Genomic DNA, 18,749 nt, shown 5'->3' with positions numbered 1-18,749 from the left:
CACTCAATAAATTATGAAAAACACCTACTTCACTCCCGGCCCAGCCGAACTTTATCCAACGTTCTATCAGCATTTGCAACAGGCGATGGATGAGCAAATTGGCTCAATTTCTCACCGTAGTCAGAAGTTCCGGGATATATATAAGTTCGCCGACGAACAGTTGCGAACGTTATTGAGTATTCCGGCCACACACGGTATTTTCTTTACGGGATCAGCCTCGGAGGTATGGGAGCGTGTTTTGCTCAACTGCGTCGAATTCGAAAGTTTTCATGCGGTGAATGGGTCTTTTTCCCAAAAGTTTTACGATTACGCCGTCTCGCTCAAAAAGCACGCGCAACTTCTTCAGAAACCTTTCGGTGAGGGTTTCGATGCGGCTGAAATAGAGGTGCCGGCTTACGCTGAACTGGTTTGCCTGACCCATAACGAAACCTCGTCGGGTGTGCAGATGAAGACGTCGGAGATCCACAAACTCAAGCGCAAGTACCCTAAAAAGTTGTTTTGCGTGGATATGGTCTCATCGGCCCCCTACCCAGACCTGGATTTTGGAATCATCGACTCGGCTTTTTTCTCGGTTCAGAAAGCCTTTGGTATGCCTGCCGGTTTGGGCGTCTGGATCGCCAGTCAAGCTTGTCTCGAAAAAGCAGAGCGTCTACAGAAAACGGACGACTTCACGATAGGTGCGCACAATACATTACCGATGCTCTGGAAGCATTATAAAGATTTCGAAACGCCAGCCACGCCTAATGTGCTCTTCATCTATCTGCTAGGTAAAATCGCCGAAGATTTCAATCGAATTGGGATCGATACCATTCGGAAGCAGACCGAGGAGAAAGCCCGTATGATCTATAAGTTTTTGGATAGTTCAGACGCCTACGAGCCGTTTGTGAAGAAAGAGCAGCACCGCTCCCAAACGGTAGTTGTTGCTACGACGAAGAAACCATCTGCCGACGTCATTGCTTCAGTCAAAAAGTCTGACATGATTGTGGGTAGTGGCTATGGCAAGTTCAAGGATTCACAGATACGGATTGCCAATTTCCCCGCCACATCAGCGGAACAGGTAGCAGCCTTGCTTGAGCAATTGGCGTAATACTGAGCTAATTCTGGTTATTTTTCAGGTACCGTCTTTTCCGATTGTGAGAAGACGGTATTTTTTTGTCAATCGACGCGCTGAGTGTAACCACAAACCTTATTTGGGGTTTATAGTTAATAGAACAAGTATTTATATATACTCACTCAACGACGATGAAAAAATTACTTACTCTCCTACTGGTATCGACAAGCGTGTCGATAGTTGGGCTGGCACAGAATCGGTCCGACTCAACAGAACGTTCTAAACCACTCGTGGATGAACGGACGAAACAGGACATGCGTCGCACGGTGAACCGGGCGGGCGACAAATTAGAAGACGAAATCGATAAATCGCTCAGTTATCAGGAAACACACCAGCTCAGCTGGTTCGATCCGGGGAACGTCTTTTTAGGGGGCGGCATCGGTTTTGGTGCAACTAGTGGCCAGGTCTACTTCGATGTCAATACACGCCTGGGTTACTTTTTCCAGCCAGGTTTTGCCGCAGGTTTACGCTATGATGCCGACCGACTGGTAGGCAATAAGTACCACGCCCGACAAGTGGGCGCCTTTGCCCGTTACTACCCCTTCCGGACACGAATCAGCAGTTTTGTAGGCGCGAGTATCAACAGCGGACGCGAATTTTCGGAAGTAATTCCGGAAGGTGTAAAAGCCAAATACACTAGTGTAGGCCTTGAAATAGGGGTAATGGCCTGGATTTTACACCGACTCGGTGCCGAGGTCTCTTATGAAAGTAACTTTTACAACAAAATTGATCCAACCGTCAGCCGGGGCAAAGGCGGTCGCCTGAAATTTGGCGTCAATTATTACTTTGGCCGAGTAGGGAATAAAGGACTGAAACTCGCCCGATAATAGTCAAATCTTGTCAGAGATTGTCTGACTATATCTGACCACCATACGGTAGTAGCTTCAAATGATGTTGCGTGTGAATACTCGTAAAGAATAACATCTCCCGAACAGAGAGTTTACCAAGCACCGGATGGGGCATACAATAGGTGTCTAACTCTGCGTCGGACCAGGTATTCGTGACATCGATCAGCGTCTGATATATACTGACGAACCGCTCTACAAGCTCGCTTTTTTCAGCCTTCATATCCTCCTCGCGAGGAGACATGGCGGCAGGTGCTTTGGCTCCTGTCGCCAATATTTTTTTATAGGTGGATGCTATTTCTTCGTATTCTCTTGCGGGCAATGGGGCCTCGCCCCACTGCTTCAGTACATCGCGCGGACCTGCCATCAACCGCGCTACGGGTCGAGCCGATAGGTATAGATGCTGCATCACTTCGGCAACGGACCATTTATCATCAAGCGGTTTACGAAATTGATCGTCTGATAAGGCATTCACAACCTCAATAAATTCGTTGCAGTCGGCTAGTAAGCGTTGTTGCATGGTTTTGTTTGATTGGGGTGAGGGTAAAGCAAAAATCACTAATTTTGATTACATCTAAATACCAGCCAGTCTAACGCAATTCACAAGTCAACCACGAAATCCATGAAAAGCTTCTTGTTTACACTACTCCTTAGCAGCGCGTCCATGATCGCCTTTGCCCAGAACGACGTCAGTTATCATGGCAAAAAAATCACCGAAAAAGGAGCAATTCCAGCTACACAATTAGCCGCAAAAATGACTGACAAGACCGAAATGCCCGCCAAGGTTGAAGGTACGGTTGAGTCGGTTTGCAAAGTAAAAGGTTGCTGGATGAAAGTAAAAACGGGCGATGGTCAAACGATGCGCGTCACGTTTAAAGATTATGGCTTCTTCGTTCCGAAAGACATTGTCGGCAAAACCGTTGTGGTTGAAGGTCTTGCAGAAACCTCCACAACACCCGTAGCCGACCTGCGCCATTATGCCCACGACGCTGGAAAATCGAAGGAAGAAATCGAGAAAATTACCGAGCCCGAAAAAGCGCTGACATTTGTGGCGGATGGCGTGATTGTGAAAAAATAAGCGTGTCTTTCCAACCTTTTTCGAGACAGGGGTGTCCTGATAGAAAACAAATTGCAAGTGCCATGTTAAACTCAATGAAATGGCTTTCTGGTTTTCTCATCGTTGGAACAACACTCTTTTCAGCCTGTAAATCGTCTGAAACCCGGCCCGCCGATCTTATCTCAGTCGGTCTGCATCAATCAGCCCGACTGGCCTCAGATGTAGTAGTTCGGGTTGATTCAATACAAGATAGCCGGTGCCCACCGACTTATAATTGTCTTGTGGCAGGTTCGGCCAGGGTAAAACTATTACTCTCAACTACAACAGACTCAAGTACTGTACGTCTGGCTTTAGGCGTATACGATAATCTTAAACGGCTTGATTCGACGGGAGTTTCCTTAAACAACCAGACGTATAAAGTGATTCTACGCGATGTTAATCCTTATCCTGGAACAGGTAAGCCAGGACAAGCGCAGACAGCAACTGTTCAGGTAACAAAATTATAAGGGTTCTTCCCTATCTTTTTGTATTTTGAAGGCAGTAACCAGTGGTTACTGCCTTTTTTGTACCCAACCAACTTCATTTATGAAAAAACTATACCTGCTGGCGGGTTTATCGCTGCTGGCCTCTCCTCTATTTGCTCAGCGGACACTCATTCACTGCGGAAATCTGTTCGATGGTACTGGCAACACCTTACAACCTCAAATGACGGTTGTTGTTGAAGGCAACAAAATTACCGCCGTTCAAAAAGGTTACACAACGCCTTCGGGTCAGGATAAAGTCCTGGACATGAAGGCAAAAACGGTTCTTCCTGGTTTGATCGATATGCACGTCCATCTGGAAAGTCAGACACGCCGTGGCGGTGCTATTGATGGCTTTACCAGCAATCCAGCGGATGTTGCCTATCGGGCAGCAGGTTACGCCAAAACAACGTTACTGGCAGGCTTCACAACAGTTCGCGATTTGGGTGGTTCGGGCGTAAACGTCTCGCTGCGTAACGCCATCAATGCTGGTCTGGTAGAAGGGCCTCGCGTACTAACCGTTGGCAAATCGATTGCCACAACAGGCGGCCACGCCGATCCTACGAATGGCTATCGGAAAGATTTAATGGGAGATCCCGGTCCGACTGAGGGTGTGATCAATAGTCCGGAAGATGCGCGTAAAGCGGTTCGTCAACGGTATAAAGATGGCTCTGACCTGATCAAAATTACGGCAACTGGTGGTGTATTGAGTAATGCCAAAGATGGCTCAAATCCACAATTCACGGAGGAGGAAGTAAAAGCGGTTGTCGATGCGGCCAAGGATTATGGTTTTGCCGTAGCGGCTCACGCACATGGCGCTGAAGGGATGAAACGAGCGATTCGCGCGGGCGTACAAACGATTGAGCATGGTACGCTGATGGATGACGAGGCCATTGAACTGTTCAAGAAACACGGCACCTACTACGTTCCAACCATCATTGCTGGTAAAACAGCCGCCGATTCAGCCCGGCACTTTGGCTATTATCCGCCTTTAGTCGTTCCTAAAGCCCTGGCGATTGGCCCAAAAATTCAGGCAACGTTTGGAAAAGCGTACAAAGCTGGTGTAAAAATCGCTTTCGGTACCGATGCGGGCGTATTTATTCACGGCTACAACGCCAAAGAGTTTGAATACATGGTCGAAGCGGGAATGCCAGCCGTAGAAGCCATCAAAGCAGCGTTGATGACTAATGCTAAATTGCTGGGAATGGATGCCGTAGTCGGTTCAATCGAAGCCGGTAAGTTTGCCGATATTATCGCTGTCGACGAGAACCCCATTCAGAATATCAAAACTCTGCAAGCCGTCAAGTTTGTCATGAAAGACGGAAAGGTGTATAAGCAGTAAAAGGGAGGAAGGGGAATAGGGGGAAGAAAGGGAGAGCAAACCGAGAAGGACCGTTTTTATACGCTCCATTCTTTTTCTTCCCTTTCTTCCTTCTACTCCCCTATTATCAACTCCGTTACGCGTTGGGCTTCTTCATGCTGGACCCAATGGGTGGCAGATTCGATAAACACAACGCGTCCGCTGTCGCAGAGGTCAATGCTGGGTTGAGCCATTTCCCGCTTAAGAAATTGGTCCTTTACGCCCCAAATAAGTAATGTCGGCACCCTGACGCGAATGTTGTTCCGTCGAATAGGCGGCTTTTGGAACGAAGCCCGATACCAGTTAATCATGGCTCTGGCGGCACCCGGCTGCGACCAGGCCGCTCTGTACTGCTTCAGGTCATCCTCGGCGAATGTGTTCTCGCGGCTGCTACGCGTCATGGTTTGGGCCAGGAAAGCCCAATTCCCTAATCGAACCACAACTTCGGGAAGCCAGGGTAGCTGAAAAAAGCCGATATACCAACTACGGAATAGTTGCCCAATATCGCGGCTGGCAAACCGCTTCATAACAATGGGATGGGGCACATTCAACGCTACCAACCGTTCTACTCGCTCCGGGTATGAAACGGCTGTCCACCAGGCCACAGCTGCGCCCCAATCGTGGCCCACAATCACCGCCTTTTCTCGGCCTGCGGCATTAATCAGGCTAACGACGTCGGATGCTAAGGTATCAAGCCCATACGCATCAACAGCCGTTGGCTTATCACTGATGTTATAACCCCGCTGATCGGGTACCCAAACCCAGAAGCCCGCTTCGGCTAATGCCTCAATTTGTTGCTTCCAGCCGAACCAGAATTCCGGGAAACCATGTAGCAAAATAATGAGTGGCCCCGTTGCCGGCCCCGCCTGAACGACATGCAGTCGGACCGGAGCGGAATCGGCAGTGGAGCCACTCGTGTTAACAAATGTGTGCGTCACAGTTTGATACTAAAACCCAAAATATCGTTCAGCATTGCGGTAGCAGATGTCCTGTATAATCTGGCCAACCCAGGCAACATCGTTGGGGAGTTCACCATTTTCAATTTCGTTGCCGAAAATATTGCACAGAATCCGTCGGAAATACTCATGGCGCGGGAATGACACGAATGAGCGGGAATCGGTAAGCATACCCACAAAAGCGCTTAACAGACCCATATTCGAAAGCGCGTTGATTTGCTTTTCCATGCCATCTTTCTGATCCAGAAACCACCAACCCGACCCGAACTGTACTTTCCCACGTATCGATCCGTCGTTGAAGTTTCCGATCATGGTAGCGATCACTTCGTTATCAGCTGGATTCAGGTTGTACAAAATTGTTTTGGCCAGTTGGTCCCGATCGTCCAGCCCACCCAGAAAGCGAGAAAGCGAAGCCGCCTGCGGAAAATCGCCGATACTATCCCAACCGGTATCAGGGCCCAGTTCACGTAGTCGACGGCGATTATTGTTGCGCAGGGCACCCAGGTGAAATTGCTGTGTCCAGCCTTTTTCATGATCCCACTCGGCAAACTGCACCAGCATAAAAGACTTAAATTTCAACACATCTCCGGCCGAAATAGCTACTCCCCTATTCAGGTGATCGAAGATCCATTGAACCTCACCGATGGTATACGGTTCTGCATAGATCATTTCCAGACCATGATCAGACAACCGACAGCCCATTTCGGCAAAATAATCATGCCGGGATTTTAGCGCGTCCAGATAATGGGTTAATGTATGAATTTCCGTATTGGTTAATACGGCTAGTTTCTGCACATAGGCCCGAAATGCATCGGCATCATCGGCCGCCATCGCTTTATCGGGCCGAAAAGCGGGCAGAACCTTTACCGTAAATCCATCCTCTATAATCTTCTTGTGATGCTCCAGGGAATCCAGGGGATCGTCGGTTGTGCATACCACCCGAACGTTGAAATACTGAAGCAGATCACGAGCCGACAGATTCGGTAGTTGTTCGTTGCAGGTATCATACACCGACCGCGCAGTTGATGGATTCAGTACATCCGTTATTCCGAATGGATTTTTTAGCTCCAGATGCGTCCAGTGATAGAGCGGATTCCGGAGGGTGTATGGAACCGTTTCGGCCCATTTCTCGAACTTCTCCCAGTCGCTGGCATTGCCTGTGCAGTAACGTTCATCAATGCCGTGGGTTCGCATAGCCCGCCATTTGTAATGATCACCGTAGAGCCAGAGCTGTGTAATGTTCTCAAAGCGCTTGTTAGCTGCAATCTGATCGGGAGGCAGATGGCAATGGTAATCGATAATGGGCATTGGTCGGGCGTAGTCGTGATAGAGTCGACGGGCCGTTTCGGTTTGTAATAAAAAATCGTCGGATAAGAACGTAGGAGCGGGCGTTACTGTAGTCATGCGATCAAAAGTAAAAGCCGGTTTCTTTCTCCCGGCTTTCGATTATTTTTTTACGGTTAATACTCCAAGGCTTTTTCGACGTGGAGTCAGATACTAACATCTGACTTCGTGAGGTTTCTCAAAACCTTGTGTAAAATCACAAAAGAGTAGGTTTTGAGAAACCTCGCTGTGTCGGTTAAAAGTAACCGACACCACACAAAGAAATCTCCGCAATCACAGCTTATTGGCCAGCAACCCGATCATCAGGCCGCGCAACTCGGCCAGGCCACGTAGACGTCCAATAGCAGTATAGCCTGGATTTGTTCGCTTACCCGAGGTGAGATCGTCAAGCATTCGATGACCGTGGTCGGGGCGGAAGGGCATCCGCAAATCCGTTCTACCTTCCTCCTCTCGTCGCTTCTGTTCGAGCAGTAAGGCTCGCATAACGCCCGGCATAGGCACATCGCCTTCGAGGTGGTTTGCCTCCTGGAAACTACCATCAGCATCGCGCTGTGTACTGCGTAAATGCACAAAATGAATGCGAGATCCCAGTCGTTCAACCATCCCAACCAAATCGTTATCAGCCCGAACACCATAAGAACCCGTGCAGAAACAAATACCATTGGCTGGCGAATCGGCCGCAGCGAGTAACGCCCGAGCATCCGCTTCGGTACTAACCACGCGAGGCAAGCCCAAAATTGGATATGGTGGATCGTCAGGGTGAATGGCCAACCGAACGCCTACCGACTCAGCAACAGGCACAATTTCGCGCAGGAATGCATACAGATTTTGGCGTAATTCCCGGTCACTCACATCAGCATACATGGCCAGCGCGTCCCGGAATTTCTCAACCGTGTAGCTTTCTTCCGAGCCAGGAAGACCCGCAATAATTGTCTTAACCAATCGCTTCAAGTCGCTATCGCTCATACTATCAAGCTTGGCCTTTGCCAGACGCTTCTGCTCGTCATTATACAAATATTCAGCACCTGGCCGTTGAAGAATGTACAGCTCAAAAGCGGCAAACTCCGTGGCATCGAAACGCAATCCTGTCGAGCCGTCGGGCATCGAAAAATCAAGATCGGTACGAGTCCAGTCGAGCACGGGCATGAAATTGTAACACACGGTATCGATACCCGCCTGCGCCAGATTTACAATCGATTCTTTATAGTTTTCGATGTAGCGTACATAATCGCCCGTGCGAGTTTTGATACCCTCATGCACCGGAATACTTTCCACCACCGACCACACCAGTCCCTGGCTTTCGATGTACGATTTACGCGCTAAAATTTCGGAGAGCGGCCATACTTCACCGTTTGGAATATGATGCAGGGCCGTTACAATACCGGTGGCTCCTGCCTGCCGGACGTCGTTGAGCGATACAGGGTCGTTAGGGCCGAACCATCGCCAGGTTTGTTCAAGCATATGTTAAATAGTAGTCTGTAGTCGACAGTCAATGGGATTTATAAGGAGCTAGACTATTAGCCGATTGCAAAGATTAACCACGATTCACTAACGACTGATAACTATTGACTTATTTTTAGAAAAAAAAGCGTTCTTTGCGGCTTTTCTCCCTAAACCTTTCAACCTGTTTTGCAAACGCCAACTACTTCGGGCCGTTTTCGGTGGCGGATTGTTGCCTTGCTATTTCTGGCAACCACGATTAACTACATCGATCGCCAGGTGCTGTCATTCACGATGACCGACGATCTGTTTCGGAAAGAAATGCTCGATTTAGCGCCTGATCACAGTGGTCACGCCGTTGTACTCACCAAAGAGGCTACCGACCGGTTTAAGGTTTTGTACGGCGATGTAGATGCGGCTTTCAAATTTGCGTATGCCATTGGTTTTTTGCTGGTAGGCTGGCTTATTGATCGAATTGGTACCCGACGTGGTTTCTCACTCGGCATCATTGTCTGGAGCATTGCCGCTGTTGCCACCACGTTCGTTGGCAACATGTCTGGACTTCGGTGGGCTCGGGCGTTTCTGGGCCTGGGTGAATCGGCCATATTTCCCTCCTCAGTTAAAACGGTGGCCGAATGGTTCCCTAAAAACGAACGGTCGTTTGCCCACGGGCTATTCAATGCCGGAACCAACGTAGGTATTATTATAACCGCACTTATTGCACCCTATTTGATTTTGCAGTTTGGCTGGCGGAGTTCATTTATGATAACCGGTCTTTTGGGATTTGGTCTACTCATTTTATGGTGGTTTACCTACAGCAAACCCGAACGAAGCGCCCAACTATCGGCCGAAGAGTTTGCCTATATCCGTAGCGATAACGAGAAAATAGCGCCCCGAACGGTATCGTGGGGGCAACTACTGGGCTATAAACAAACCTGGGCTTTCGCCGTTGGAAAACTACTAGCCGATCCGATTTGGTGGTTCTATATGTCGTGGCTACCCGATTTTTTCAATTCCAACGACGCCCTCGACCAGAAGCTCGATCTGAAAAGTTTTGGCATGCCCTTCTTAATTATTTACGTCGTGTCTGATGCGGGCAGCGTTTTTTTTGGTTGGCTCAGTACCCAGTTTATGCGACAAGGCTGGTCGGCCAATCGGGCCCGAAAAACCACGATGCTCATTTGCGCCCTTTGTGTTGTGCCCATATTTTTTGCGGCCCAAACCAGTAGTCTGGCCGTAGCCATTGCACTTATTTCACTGGCAACGGCTGCCCATCAGGGTTGGTCGGCCAATATGTACACGTTCGCATCGGATCTTTTTCCGAAAAACGTAGTCGCATCCGTCAGCGGGATTGGTGGGATGTTTGGAGCCGTCGGCGGTATTTTATTATCCTTACTAGCCGGGCGTATTATTACCGCTTTCGGTTATTTACCGATGTTTATCATTGCCAGTTGCTCGTATTTGATTGCTTTGGTGATAATTCATTTAGTATTACCGAAATTAGAGCCCGTCAAAGCCGAAGAATTAGAGAAGGGTGGCCATTGGCTAATCGGTAGCCGCTCCTAATTAACGTATTCGTTTCAAGGTCAATGTTTCACGTTTTGGGCTTTAGATTTGGAGGCCATGAGCACAACATTAAACCTGGAACCTGAAACCCAGAATTAATGAAAATTATCACATTTGGCGAAGTCATGCTCCGGCTCAGTCCACCGGGTGTCGGTCGATTTGTCCAGACCGATAGTCTAAGCATGCATTTTGGCGGTACCGAAGCGAATGTAGCTGTATCGCTGGCACAGTTTGGCTTACAGGCGGCCCATGTTACCCGTTTTCCAGATCATGCCCTGGGCCGATCGGCTGCGGGCTATCTTCGAAAATACAGCGTAGACACCCAACATATCCAATACGGTGATGGGCGGTTAGGGCTTTATTTCCTGGAGACCGGGGCCGGAAGTCGTGCCAGCCAGATTATCTACGACCGGGTCGATTCCGCTTTTTCTCGCATAAAAGCCGATACCATCGATTGGGAATCTGTTTTAACGGGAGCTGATTGGTTTCATTGGACGGGCATCACCCCCGCTCTCTCCCAAGGCGCTGCCGATTGTTTGCTGGCGGGTATTCAAACGGCCAATCGGTTAGGCGTTCCCGTTTCGGCCGACATTGTTTACCGGAGCAATTTGTGGCAATATGGCCGTAGGCCGCAGGAAATTATGCCTGCGCTAACCGAAGGCTGTACCCTTGTATTGGGCAGTAAAGGGCTTTTTTCGGAGCTTTACGATGTTGTAGGCAGCACATTTCAGGAATCAGGACGCGCTTTGATGAAGCGATTCCCGAACGTTCGCTATATAACCGATACCAAACGAACCTCCGTCAGCGCGTCGCATAATCGGCTAGGGGCTAAACTGTTTGACGGCGAGTCCGTTTATAAATCAAGAGTATACGATATTCAACCAATTACGGACCGGATTGGTACGGGCGATGCCTACATGGCTGGTTTGATTTATGGATTGCTGACGTTCAACGATCTGCAACGGGCAGTCGAATTTGGTGCCGCAGCATCGGCTTTAAAGCATACTATTCCGGGCGATGTAAATCTGGCGACAGTAGCCGAAGTTGAAACGCTTGCCAACGGCGACAGTTCGGGTAAACTGAAACGGTAAGTAAGTAGACTCCTGTTAATTCTTTAGATTTCGTAGCCGCACAATAGATTCTATAGAATCAACAGGATCAATAGATTCTAAAAAGCCCGGTTTCGCCAAGTAGTTCGTATAATTGCTGAATTATGACGTATCCAGCCATAAATTTCCTTATTAGATAACAGTAACGAATATCCAACTAATGACTGCATCGCAGATTGCCACCCACCCAACCATGGCTAAACTAACCCGTTCGACTCATCCCGCTCCTGTTTTCCCCGAAAAGATATTACAATTTGGTACCGGTGTTCTGCTACGCGGCTTACCCGACTATCTGGTTCAAAAAGCCAATGCCGAAGGCCAATTTGGTGGTTCTATTGTGGTTGTAAAATCGACGGATAGCCAAACCAATGAATTTTCAGATCAGGACAATCTCTATACGGTGGCGGTTCGGGGTCTTCAGAATGGCCAGGCCGTTTCTGAAAACACGGTTGTTTCGGCAATCAGTCGGGTACTGGCGGCTCAAACCCAATGGAAAGAAATCCTGATGCTGGCCCGAAATCCGAAACTTCAGATCATTATTTCCAACACGACCGAGGTTGGCCTGGATTATGTTGAGGAAAGTATTTTCCAACATCCTCCCCAGTCCTTTCCAGCCAAATTAACGGCCTTTCTTTATGAGCGATTCCGTAGTGTTGGCGGCTCACGCGCTAAAGGGTTGATCGTTATTCCAACCGAGCTCGTCACCGACAACGGCCTGAAACTTCGGGATGCGGTTGAAAAACTGGCCCAATTCAATGAGTTAGGGAAGCTCTTCACCAAATGGCTCAAGTTCCACGTTCGATTCTGCAATTCGCTGGTCGACCGCATCGTGACTCGTCCCACGGCAGAAGCCCAACAGAAGTTGCAGGAGGAAGTTGGCTACGAAGATGATTTGCTGACCTTCACCGAGCCTTATCACCTCTGGGCCATTGAAGGCGACGATCGGGTTCGGGAAACGCTGAGTTTTGCCAATGCGAATACTCCGCAAATCATCATCGACGAAGACATCAATTTTTACCGGGAACGCAAGTTGCGGGTTCTCAATGGTACTCACTCCTTAACAATGCCACTTGGCTACCTGCTAGGTTTGGAAACCGTTGCCGATGAGATGAATCATGCAAGCATGAGCAAATTCGTTGAGTCGTTGATGCTTACCGAAATTGTGCCAACTGTGCCCGACTACGGCATTCCGGGTATGGATAAAGCGGCTGTTGAGCAGTTTGCCCACGATGTACTGGATCGATTCCGTAACCCCAACCTCGACCATTTACTGCTGAATATTTCCCTTCAGGAAACGGCCAAAATGCAGGCCCGGAATGTGGCGACGATCCAGCGTTATTTCGAGCAGTTCAACGCTGTTCCCAAACATATAGCCCTGGGTTTTGCAGCCTACTTGCTCTTCATGAAAGCAACTCGTGAAGAAAAAGGCCAGTTCTTTGGTGAGATCGCCGTTAACGGGGGCATCCTGACCTACCCCATCCGCGACGATAAAGCCGGTTATTTCTACGGCGACTGGAAAACCGTTAAACCTAAAGATGCCTCCACCGTACAGGCATTTGTCAAGAGTGTTCTCTCCGATCAAATCCTATGGCAGACTGATTTGAGTTCGCTGCCCGGTTTTGTCGAAGCCGTAGCCCAGTATCTGAGTGAAATGTTAACCACCAGCGTAGAGAAAACGCTGGCCAAAGCACTGGCTTAGTCGTTAGGACACTCATTTATTCTTTGATATTCTTCACAAAACAGCTCCTGTCAAACATATTTTGGCAGGAGCTGTTTACTTATTATATCCTACATAATCATCCAAATATTCTATTTTTAAGCAATTCTTTTCCTTAACTACACCTTTAAATGAAAATACTTTCCTACTGGGCTAGACGGCATACGCGCCTTGCTATTTTCCTGATCGTCCTTGGCGAATTTACGAATGGATTTAATGGTGTTATATTAGGCGCAACTATACTGGACAAAATTCCACTCGCTGGCCTTACCGTATGTATGGTTTTGCTGATCGGTGTGGCTCTTTTCATTCAGCTTTACCCATCGCAAACGTCTGCATCGACCAATTACTGGGCGGGCCGTCGGTGGTTGTTCGTTGCTTTCCTGTGCAACTTTCTGCTTTTCGGTTTGCTGGGTGGAATATGGAATCAGCGTATCCAAGCGACGCACCCTACGAGCAGCGTTCTGGGTGGTCGACGTATTATTGTTGTGGGCGATTCGCTGTCGCTAGTAGATACTGTCCGGCGGGCAACTCACTCAGAAACTAAAGCGGCTTCTACTGACACGGAGCCTCCCTCCCGCGGATTGTACGTCGTCCTGGGAATCTTAGGCATTGCTGTTACCTATTTTATGGCTGCGTTAGCGTGTACGATTGCCTGCTCGGGCAGCGGTTTTCTGGCCTTACTGACTTTGTCTCTCGGTTTGGGAGGCCTGGCAGGCTCCGTATATTACTTCAGTAAGTTAGGGCAGAAACCACTGAAGCGACGTCGTGACATGACAGCTGATGAACGCCGACGTGATAGTGGACGCTTCTGGCGCCCGTGGGCTATTTTAATTGGTATAACGTCGGTAATTCTGCTGATAGTGGCGTTAAGAAACTAAGCGTTATACAGGGTGCCTTACAAGGAAATTATATATAAATCACTCTTACTGCTTAATCACTTTCCAATTAGCAGACCGACCATCCTGTGTTTCAATGTGTAAGATATACGTCCCGGTGGGTATTCCACTCATGTCCCATTCTTCCCTTCGGGAGCCTCCTACCAATGCTTTCTGGCGAATCGACCTCCCCTGCCCGTCCTGCAATTGAAGTCTGAGTAATGGGGCAATACCTGCTTTTAACTCAACCGTAAGTTGGCTGGTAATTGGATTGGGATAAACCGAAATGCCATCAGCCACAATTGGTTCATTAGCCAGCACCAATGCACTAATAATAAAGCTACTCTCTACTGTGCCTGCCGTGCAATAGTTGTCTTTCAAGTTCGATATAGCAATGCTATAATTTCTGGATTGAGTTGCCTTTAACGTAAACAAGTAAGGAGAATTGCTTGTCTGAATAGCTTGTCCATCCCATCGCGTAAATTGCCAGGGAGGTGTACCCGTTAATTCGATAAAGATACGCGTACTATCTCCCAGAGGAACCATCAGTTTGTCTGTAGAAAACTGAGCCGTTGGAATAGGGTTGACTGCAATTCGCACTGAATCGAGAGACCGCACAGTTGGATTTACAGTTTCGATAAAAGCCCAATAATAACTTCCCGGCAGCGTTGCAGGGATTTTCATACTCAATTGATTGTCCCGTAAAATGCCTGGAAATGAGGTTGTCTGTTTCGTATTCTTGAGTACAAAAGAGAATTGATTGTTTGTTGGCACTTTGCCCTGAAACTCATAGGTGGCTATTAGCGAGTCGTTCTGGCAATAAATGGATTTGTTTAATTTAGTCAGCCTTAACGTTGTACCAACACTTACCGTTAGACTTGCTTCACCTCCTGTACAGCCTCCGTCAACGTAACATCGGCTTCGATAGGTAGTATTGACTGTTGGTTGTACAATTAGCTGATTCGTGCCCTGTACCAGCTTATCATTCACAGTTTCGGTTTTGCTGCTCCACGACCAAAGTACATTCGAACAGCCACTCGCTTGCAAGGTTACGTTTTCCCCAGCGTCAATTACTTTACTAGATGCCGTAAGGTCGGGCGTAGGTAAATCAGGACAAGGAGAGTAACGCATGAGTTGACAATCGCCTGAAAACCAAATATCACCCCGACTATCGGCAGTCATATAGCCTAAATTATTATAAAGCTCTAAGTCAGTTAATTTCTTCCAGACGATACCATCATACTTATATAGTGCAGGCGAGGACGAATTATCTATAACATAGAGATTACCAACTCTGTCGGTTGTCATGCTACTTACATATGAAATAGGCATCGTCGAACTACGATTCATTGCTGTCCAGGTTTGGCCATTAAATTTGGCTAAAGGCGGAAATCCAGTAGTTGAACCTGATTGTGACACCCACAAATTGCCAAGTCTATCGATTGCCATATACTGTAAATATTTACCTAGTTGTGGTGTGTTATCAGCATTAAAGGTCTGCTTAGTGTGTGTAATAGTGTTCAGTTGTACAAGTTCGCTTCGAGCTGTTGTACTCGATGAATTTGATTGAATGATCCAGATTATACCCGACTGCGACAATGTATTATCGATGGATTCATTGCCAGGTGGCGTATATAGTTTAACTAAACTATCAGCTTCTATTCCATAAAGGCTTCCATTATAGGAATTATATAAACGGGGATTAACCAAAAAGTTGGAAAGCAAATTCGTACCACGAAAAGTTATTCGTTCGGTTAGCTCCTGCGTCTGGGCTAATATACGTCCAGACTGGTAGTATGGAACAGAAAAGCTATTTTTAAAAATGTTAACCGATATTCGGTTTGTCAACCACACATTACCATCACTATCACCTGCTAACAAAGCAGATAAATTACCTATTTTCCCTTTGCTAGTTTCTTGATTAAACTGTTGTAGCTTCAGACTATCTTGACTGATACGCACAGGACCATCAGTCGCTAAAGTCCAAACAGAATTAGTGCCAGCCACCAAAGGGCCGGTGCTTCCTTGTGGAAGTGTAGGATGTGTAACACTATTTACAAACGACCAGCGTGATGATAGGGGTGTATTACCTGTTCGGAATGACTGTATAAATCGGCTTATCGTACCAACGGGGTAATAGGGCGACCCGATATTGATTTCCTCTACTTTTAAATAATAAGTTGTGTTTGGTGATAATTTATCTAAATATCCTGTATAAGTACTAGAATTCTGAAACTCACTTACAGACAGAGGTTTTATAAACAAAGTATCAGTAGCGAGCGTTATTTGAACTTTTATCTGACTGCTAGAGGCAGAATAAATGTACGGAAACGAAAGGGGGGCAAGTCTATAGGAATAGAAAGAAAATTGTACAAAGGGTTTATTTACACTAAATCGCCGAATAGTTGACCAGGGGCCATTTTTGTCACCTGCTATTGCCCGCACACGCCATAGCATAGCACCCGATGCATACAAACTAAGACTGATAGATGTCGTACCCGAAATAGTTGAGGTCGGGTATCTAAACAGTAAATCGGTTGATGAGGCTGCCTGAAGTTCATACTTGGTAGCCCCTTCAACAGGTTCTACCAAAAATTCCCGCTTGTCCCCATTATATGGCATTTGCCGTTGATCTTGAATAGGAAATACTAACGTTGGGGGCAAGATACCATTCGTGCCTACTAATTGGACTTTCCCTACCGATGACCAACTTGACACACCAAATTTATTAACTGATCGAACCCGTACATAGTAATCTTTACCTAACGTCAAGGCACTCATATCATAACCATTGACGAGGGTGGTATCACTACTAATTTTTTGCATAAAATCAGGATCAGTTGCAATTTCAATAGCATAGTGTTCAGCTAAAGGCTGACCGTCCCAATAAAGAAATGGCGTCCCTGCTAGAAGAGATTGAGCGGGCAAGATTGGAGCCTTATCAGGTATGGCAAGTTTAGGCAAGTTTTTAACAGCAAAGTCAGTAATTAAAGCCTGACAAAGTGGGTGGAAAGTTAGATTAGCATTGTTGCTGCAATAACTCATTATGGTTCCCTTTATGGTTTGCAGTGATCCCGTATAGCAATCGCCTTCGATAGTAGAACAAAAATCAATTGGGCCTCCAGGCCAGAAACAAGAGTGTGTATGAGGAGAACCAAAACAATGCCCCAGTTCGTGAGCAATAGTACTTAAGTCAACTAAATTAGCACAGGTAGCCTGAACACCTCCACCCAAACCACCAGCCCCTGTCACTGCTTTTGTAGGGAAATAGATACGCTTATCATAGGCAATCTGATTGAACTTACTTGCCCAAGTTGTGCTAAAAATGGAGTGAAGCTTAAAAATATCCAGCTGATTTCGATACGGATCAGCATCAGTATCTTTCCAGATATGAAAATAAACCACTACAAGCTGGGTATTGATCTCACGTTCGAAAATCTTCGATACTAATTCTATTCTCTCTAGAAAGAAACTATGGATGCGGTTGGTATCTTTCTCAAATTCCAGATACGTATCCGAATCTATCTCAATGGCAAGTCGGCAAACGTTTCGTTCGCCAGCGGCTTTACGGGCTTTCTGATTGGCCATGAGTCGGGGTAATTGCCCCATGAGCCGAATGGTGCTATCTGGAAGGTGGCTATCATTAATACCACATTGGAGAGAAGTTTGAGCAACGGCGTAAGTCTCAAGGAAGAGTAATAGGCCTACAAAGGCCATAGTGTAGATTTTTTTCATCGAAGCACGGTGGTATAAATGTTTATGCCCATTCTGTATGATTAGAGTCAAATTTAATACCTCTTAGTCATACAGAATGGGCATAAAAATAGAGCAATAAATACTATTTATTGCTCTATAAAGTTACAATTTAAGTAACTATTATTTATAAAAACGCTCGGATCTTTTCTGCCGTCTCGGCTAGTTCGGCTTGCGTTGGCTTCAATTTATTGTGAAAATTCATATCCGCCATCGAATTGAGCGGAATTAAATGGACGTGTGCGTGCGGCACCTCCAGCCCGACAACCGCTACCCCAATGCGCTTACAAGGAATAGCTTTCTCGATAGCTGGAGCAATCTTTTTGGCAAATGCCATCAGGCCCAGATACAACTCATCATCCAGATCAAAAATATAATCGACCTCTTTTTTAGGAATGACCAGTGTATGCCCCGTAGCCGTAGGCATCACATCCAGAAAAGCAAGATAATCATCGGTTTCAGCGATTTTGTGAGCCGGTATCTCACCAGCAACGATGCGAGAGAAAATGGAAGGCATAGTTAATGGATAATGTAAAATGGATAATGAATAATGCAGGATAGGAGCCGTCCCCATTATCCATTTTACATTATTCATTATCCATTATTTTATCGGGCTATCTCGATCACTTCAAACTCCAATACGCCAGCGGGTACTTTGATTTCGGCGGTCTCGCCAACACGTTTGCCCAGCAGACCTTTTCCAATTGGCGAACCGACTGAAATACGACCCGATTTTAAATCGGCTTCTTCTTCAGAAACCAGCATGTAGGTCATTTCGGCACCGTTCTTCTTATTCTTGATCTTCACTTTCGACAGAACTGATACCTGCGAAGTATCAATCGTCGATTCGTCCAGAATCCGGGCATTGGATAGCACTTCTTCGAGCTTCGATATTTTCAGTTCGTGAAGACCTTGTGCATCTTTAGCAGCATCATATTCAGCATTTTCGCTAAGGTCACCTTTGTCGCGGGCTTCGGCAATCTGGCGGGCAATTGCGGTTCGCCCTTTCGTTTTCAGATCAACTAATTCAGCTTTCAGCCGGTTGAGTCCTTCTTCTGTGTAATATGAAATCTTTGCCATAATAAAATAATA

16 protein-coding genes are annotated in these 18,749 nt (G+C 47.0%); 9 read left to right on the top strand and 7 right to left on the bottom strand.

What is annotated here, in order from left to right; genetic code table 11:
- Positions 1–13 precede the first annotated feature (13 nt).
- Positions 14–1,087 carry an aminotransferase class V-fold PLP-dependent enzyme gene (locus H3H32_RS05260; protein WP_182461609.1) on the top strand — a complete coding sequence of 358 codons (1,074 nt, stop codon included), beginning with the start codon at positions 14–16 and terminating at the stop codon, positions 1,085–1,087.
- 155 nt (positions 1,088–1,242) lie between these two features.
- Positions 1,243–1,938, top strand: a complete 696-nt coding sequence (locus tag H3H32_RS05255) for a hypothetical protein (protein WP_182461608.1) — start codon at positions 1,243–1,245, stop codon at positions 1,936–1,938.
- Positions 1,939–1,966: 28 nt separating this feature from the next.
- Here the strand turns inward: H3H32_RS05255 and H3H32_RS05250 are convergent, their stop codons facing one another.
- Positions 1,967–2,476 carry a DinB family protein gene (locus H3H32_RS05250; RefSeq protein ID WP_182461607.1) on the bottom strand — a complete coding sequence of 170 codons (510 nt, stop codon included), beginning with the start codon at positions 2,474–2,476 and terminating at the stop codon, positions 1,967–1,969.
- Positions 2,477–2,578: 102 nt separating this feature from the next.
- Between H3H32_RS05250 and H3H32_RS05245 the strand changes: the two genes are divergently transcribed.
- The 3 genes from H3H32_RS05245 to H3H32_RS05235 all read left to right on the top strand — a co-directional run bounded on the left by H3H32_RS05245 (position 2,579) and on the right by H3H32_RS05235 (position 4,876).
- Positions 2,579–3,034 carry a DUF4920 domain-containing protein gene (locus H3H32_RS05245; RefSeq protein WP_182461606.1) on the top strand — a complete coding sequence of 152 codons (456 nt, stop codon included), beginning with the start codon at positions 2,579–2,581 and terminating at the stop codon, positions 3,032–3,034.
- A 74-nt stretch (positions 3,035–3,108) separates the two neighbouring features.
- On the top strand, positions 3,109–3,519 hold the full coding sequence (locus H3H32_RS05240; protein ID WP_240543666.1) for a hypothetical protein: 411 nt from the start codon (positions 3,109–3,111) through the stop codon (positions 3,517–3,519).
- Positions 3,520–3,598: 79 nt separating this feature from the next.
- Entirely contained in the window at positions 3,599–4,876 is a 1,278-nt protein-coding gene (locus H3H32_RS05235) for a metal-dependent hydrolase family protein (RefSeq protein WP_182461604.1), read from the top strand.
- A 92-nt stretch (positions 4,877–4,968) separates the two neighbouring features.
- Here the strand turns inward: H3H32_RS05235 and H3H32_RS05230 are convergent, their stop codons facing one another.
- From H3H32_RS05230 to uxuA, 3 genes are all read right to left on the bottom strand, one after another.
- On the bottom strand, positions 4,969–5,832 hold the full coding sequence (locus H3H32_RS05230) for an alpha/beta fold hydrolase (RefSeq protein ID WP_182461603.1): 864 nt from the start codon (positions 5,830–5,832) through the stop codon (positions 4,969–4,971).
- 9 nt (positions 5,833–5,841) lie between these two features.
- Complete coding sequence (uxaC, locus tag H3H32_RS05225; protein WP_182461602.1) at positions 5,842–7,254, bottom strand: glucuronate isomerase; 1,413 nt, start codon at positions 7,252–7,254, stop codon at positions 5,842–5,844.
- Positions 7,255–7,467: 213 nt separating this feature from the next.
- Positions 7,468–8,655, bottom strand: a complete 1,188-nt coding sequence (gene uxuA, locus H3H32_RS05220; RefSeq protein WP_182461601.1) for a mannonate dehydratase — start codon at positions 8,653–8,655, stop codon at positions 7,468–7,470.
- A 168-nt stretch (positions 8,656–8,823) separates the two neighbouring features.
- On the opposite strand from uxuA, the gene H3H32_RS05215 reads away from it, so the two are divergent.
- From H3H32_RS05215 to H3H32_RS05200, 4 genes are all read left to right on the top strand, one after another.
- Entirely contained in the window at positions 8,824–10,200 is a 1,377-nt protein-coding gene (locus tag H3H32_RS05215) for an MFS transporter (RefSeq protein WP_182461600.1), read from the top strand.
- 98 nt (positions 10,201–10,298) lie between these two features.
- Complete coding sequence (locus H3H32_RS05210) at positions 10,299–11,291, top strand: sugar kinase (RefSeq protein WP_182461599.1); 993 nt, start codon at positions 10,299–10,301, stop codon at positions 11,289–11,291.
- Positions 11,292–11,469: 178 nt separating this feature from the next.
- On the top strand, positions 11,470–13,008 hold the full coding sequence (locus tag H3H32_RS05205) for a tagaturonate reductase (protein ID WP_240543665.1): 1,539 nt from the start codon (positions 11,470–11,472) through the stop codon (positions 13,006–13,008).
- Positions 13,009–13,157: 149 nt separating this feature from the next.
- A complete protein-coding gene (locus tag H3H32_RS05200) occupies positions 13,158–13,907 on the top strand; it encodes a hypothetical protein (protein WP_182461598.1) in 750 nt (249 codons plus the stop codon).
- A 45-nt stretch (positions 13,908–13,952) separates the two neighbouring features.
- On the opposite strand, the gene H3H32_RS05195 is transcribed toward H3H32_RS05200, so the two are convergent.
- The 3 genes from H3H32_RS05195 to greA all read right to left on the bottom strand — a co-directional run bounded on the left by H3H32_RS05195 (position 13,953) and on the right by greA (position 18,737).
- Positions 13,953–17,639, bottom strand: coding sequence for a M12 family metallo-peptidase (locus H3H32_RS05195; protein WP_182461597.1), 3,687 nt, complete (start codon positions 17,637–17,639; stop codon positions 13,953–13,955).
- A gap of 145 nt (positions 17,640–17,784) precedes the next feature.
- A complete protein-coding gene (locus H3H32_RS05190; RefSeq protein WP_182461596.1) occupies positions 17,785–18,174 on the bottom strand; it encodes an HIT family protein in 390 nt (129 codons plus the stop codon).
- Between the two features lie 89 nt (positions 18,175–18,263).
- On the bottom strand, positions 18,264–18,737 hold the full coding sequence (greA, locus tag H3H32_RS05185; protein WP_182461595.1) for a transcription elongation factor GreA: 474 nt from the start codon (positions 18,735–18,737) through the stop codon (positions 18,264–18,266).
- Positions 18,738–18,749 lie beyond the last annotated feature (12 nt).

It is taken from the genome of Spirosoma foliorum, assembly GCF_014117325.1.
Taxonomy (GTDB): Bacteria; Bacteroidota; Bacteroidia; order Cytophagales; family Spirosomataceae; genus Spirosoma; species Spirosoma foliorum.
The sequence above is the reverse complement of the archived record's forward strand: the minus strand, read 5'-3'. Positions and strand labels throughout refer to the sequence as shown.

Bases quoted from the DNA above. Each gene is read 5' to 3' on its own strand.
- H3H32_RS05195 (WP_182461597.1), bottom strand. From the start codon at position 17,639: ATGAAAAAAATCTACACTATGGCCTTTGTAGGCCTATTACTCTTCCTT.
- uxuA (WP_182461601.1), bottom strand. From the start codon at position 8,655: ATGCTTGAACAAACCTGGCGATGGTTCGGCCCTAACGACCCTGTATCG.
- H3H32_RS05190 (WP_182461596.1), bottom strand. From the start codon at position 18,174: ATGCCTTCCATTTTCTCTCGCATCGTTGCTGGTGAGATACCGGCTCAC.
- uxaC (WP_182461602.1), bottom strand. From the start codon at position 7,254: ATGACTACAGTAACGCCCGCTCCTACGTTCTTATCCGACGATTTTTTA.
- greA (WP_182461595.1), bottom strand. From the start codon at position 18,737: ATGGCAAAGATTTCATATTACACAGAAGAAGGACTCAACCGGCTGAAA.
- H3H32_RS05245 (WP_182461606.1), top strand. From the start codon at position 2,579: ATGAAAAGCTTCTTGTTTACACTACTCCTTAGCAGCGCGTCCATGATC.
- H3H32_RS05250 (WP_182461607.1), bottom strand. From the start codon at position 2,476: ATGCAACAACGCTTACTAGCCGACTGCAACGAATTTATTGAGGTTGTG.
- H3H32_RS05205 (WP_240543665.1), top strand. From the start codon at position 11,470: ATGACTGCATCGCAGATTGCCACCCACCCAACCATGGCTAAACTAACC.
- H3H32_RS05210 (WP_182461599.1), top strand. From the start codon at position 10,299: ATGAAAATTATCACATTTGGCGAAGTCATGCTCCGGCTCAGTCCACCG.
- H3H32_RS05240 (WP_240543666.1), top strand. From the start codon at position 3,109: ATGAAATGGCTTTCTGGTTTTCTCATCGTTGGAACAACACTCTTTTCA.
- H3H32_RS05255 (WP_182461608.1), top strand. From the start codon at position 1,243: ATGAAAAAATTACTTACTCTCCTACTGGTATCGACAAGCGTGTCGATA.
- H3H32_RS05200 (WP_182461598.1), top strand. From the start codon at position 13,158: ATGAAAATACTTTCCTACTGGGCTAGACGGCATACGCGCCTTGCTATT.
- H3H32_RS05235 (WP_182461604.1), top strand. From the start codon at position 3,599: ATGAAAAAACTATACCTGCTGGCGGGTTTATCGCTGCTGGCCTCTCCT.
- H3H32_RS05260 (WP_182461609.1), top strand. From the start codon at position 14: ATGAAAAACACCTACTTCACTCCCGGCCCAGCCGAACTTTATCCAACG.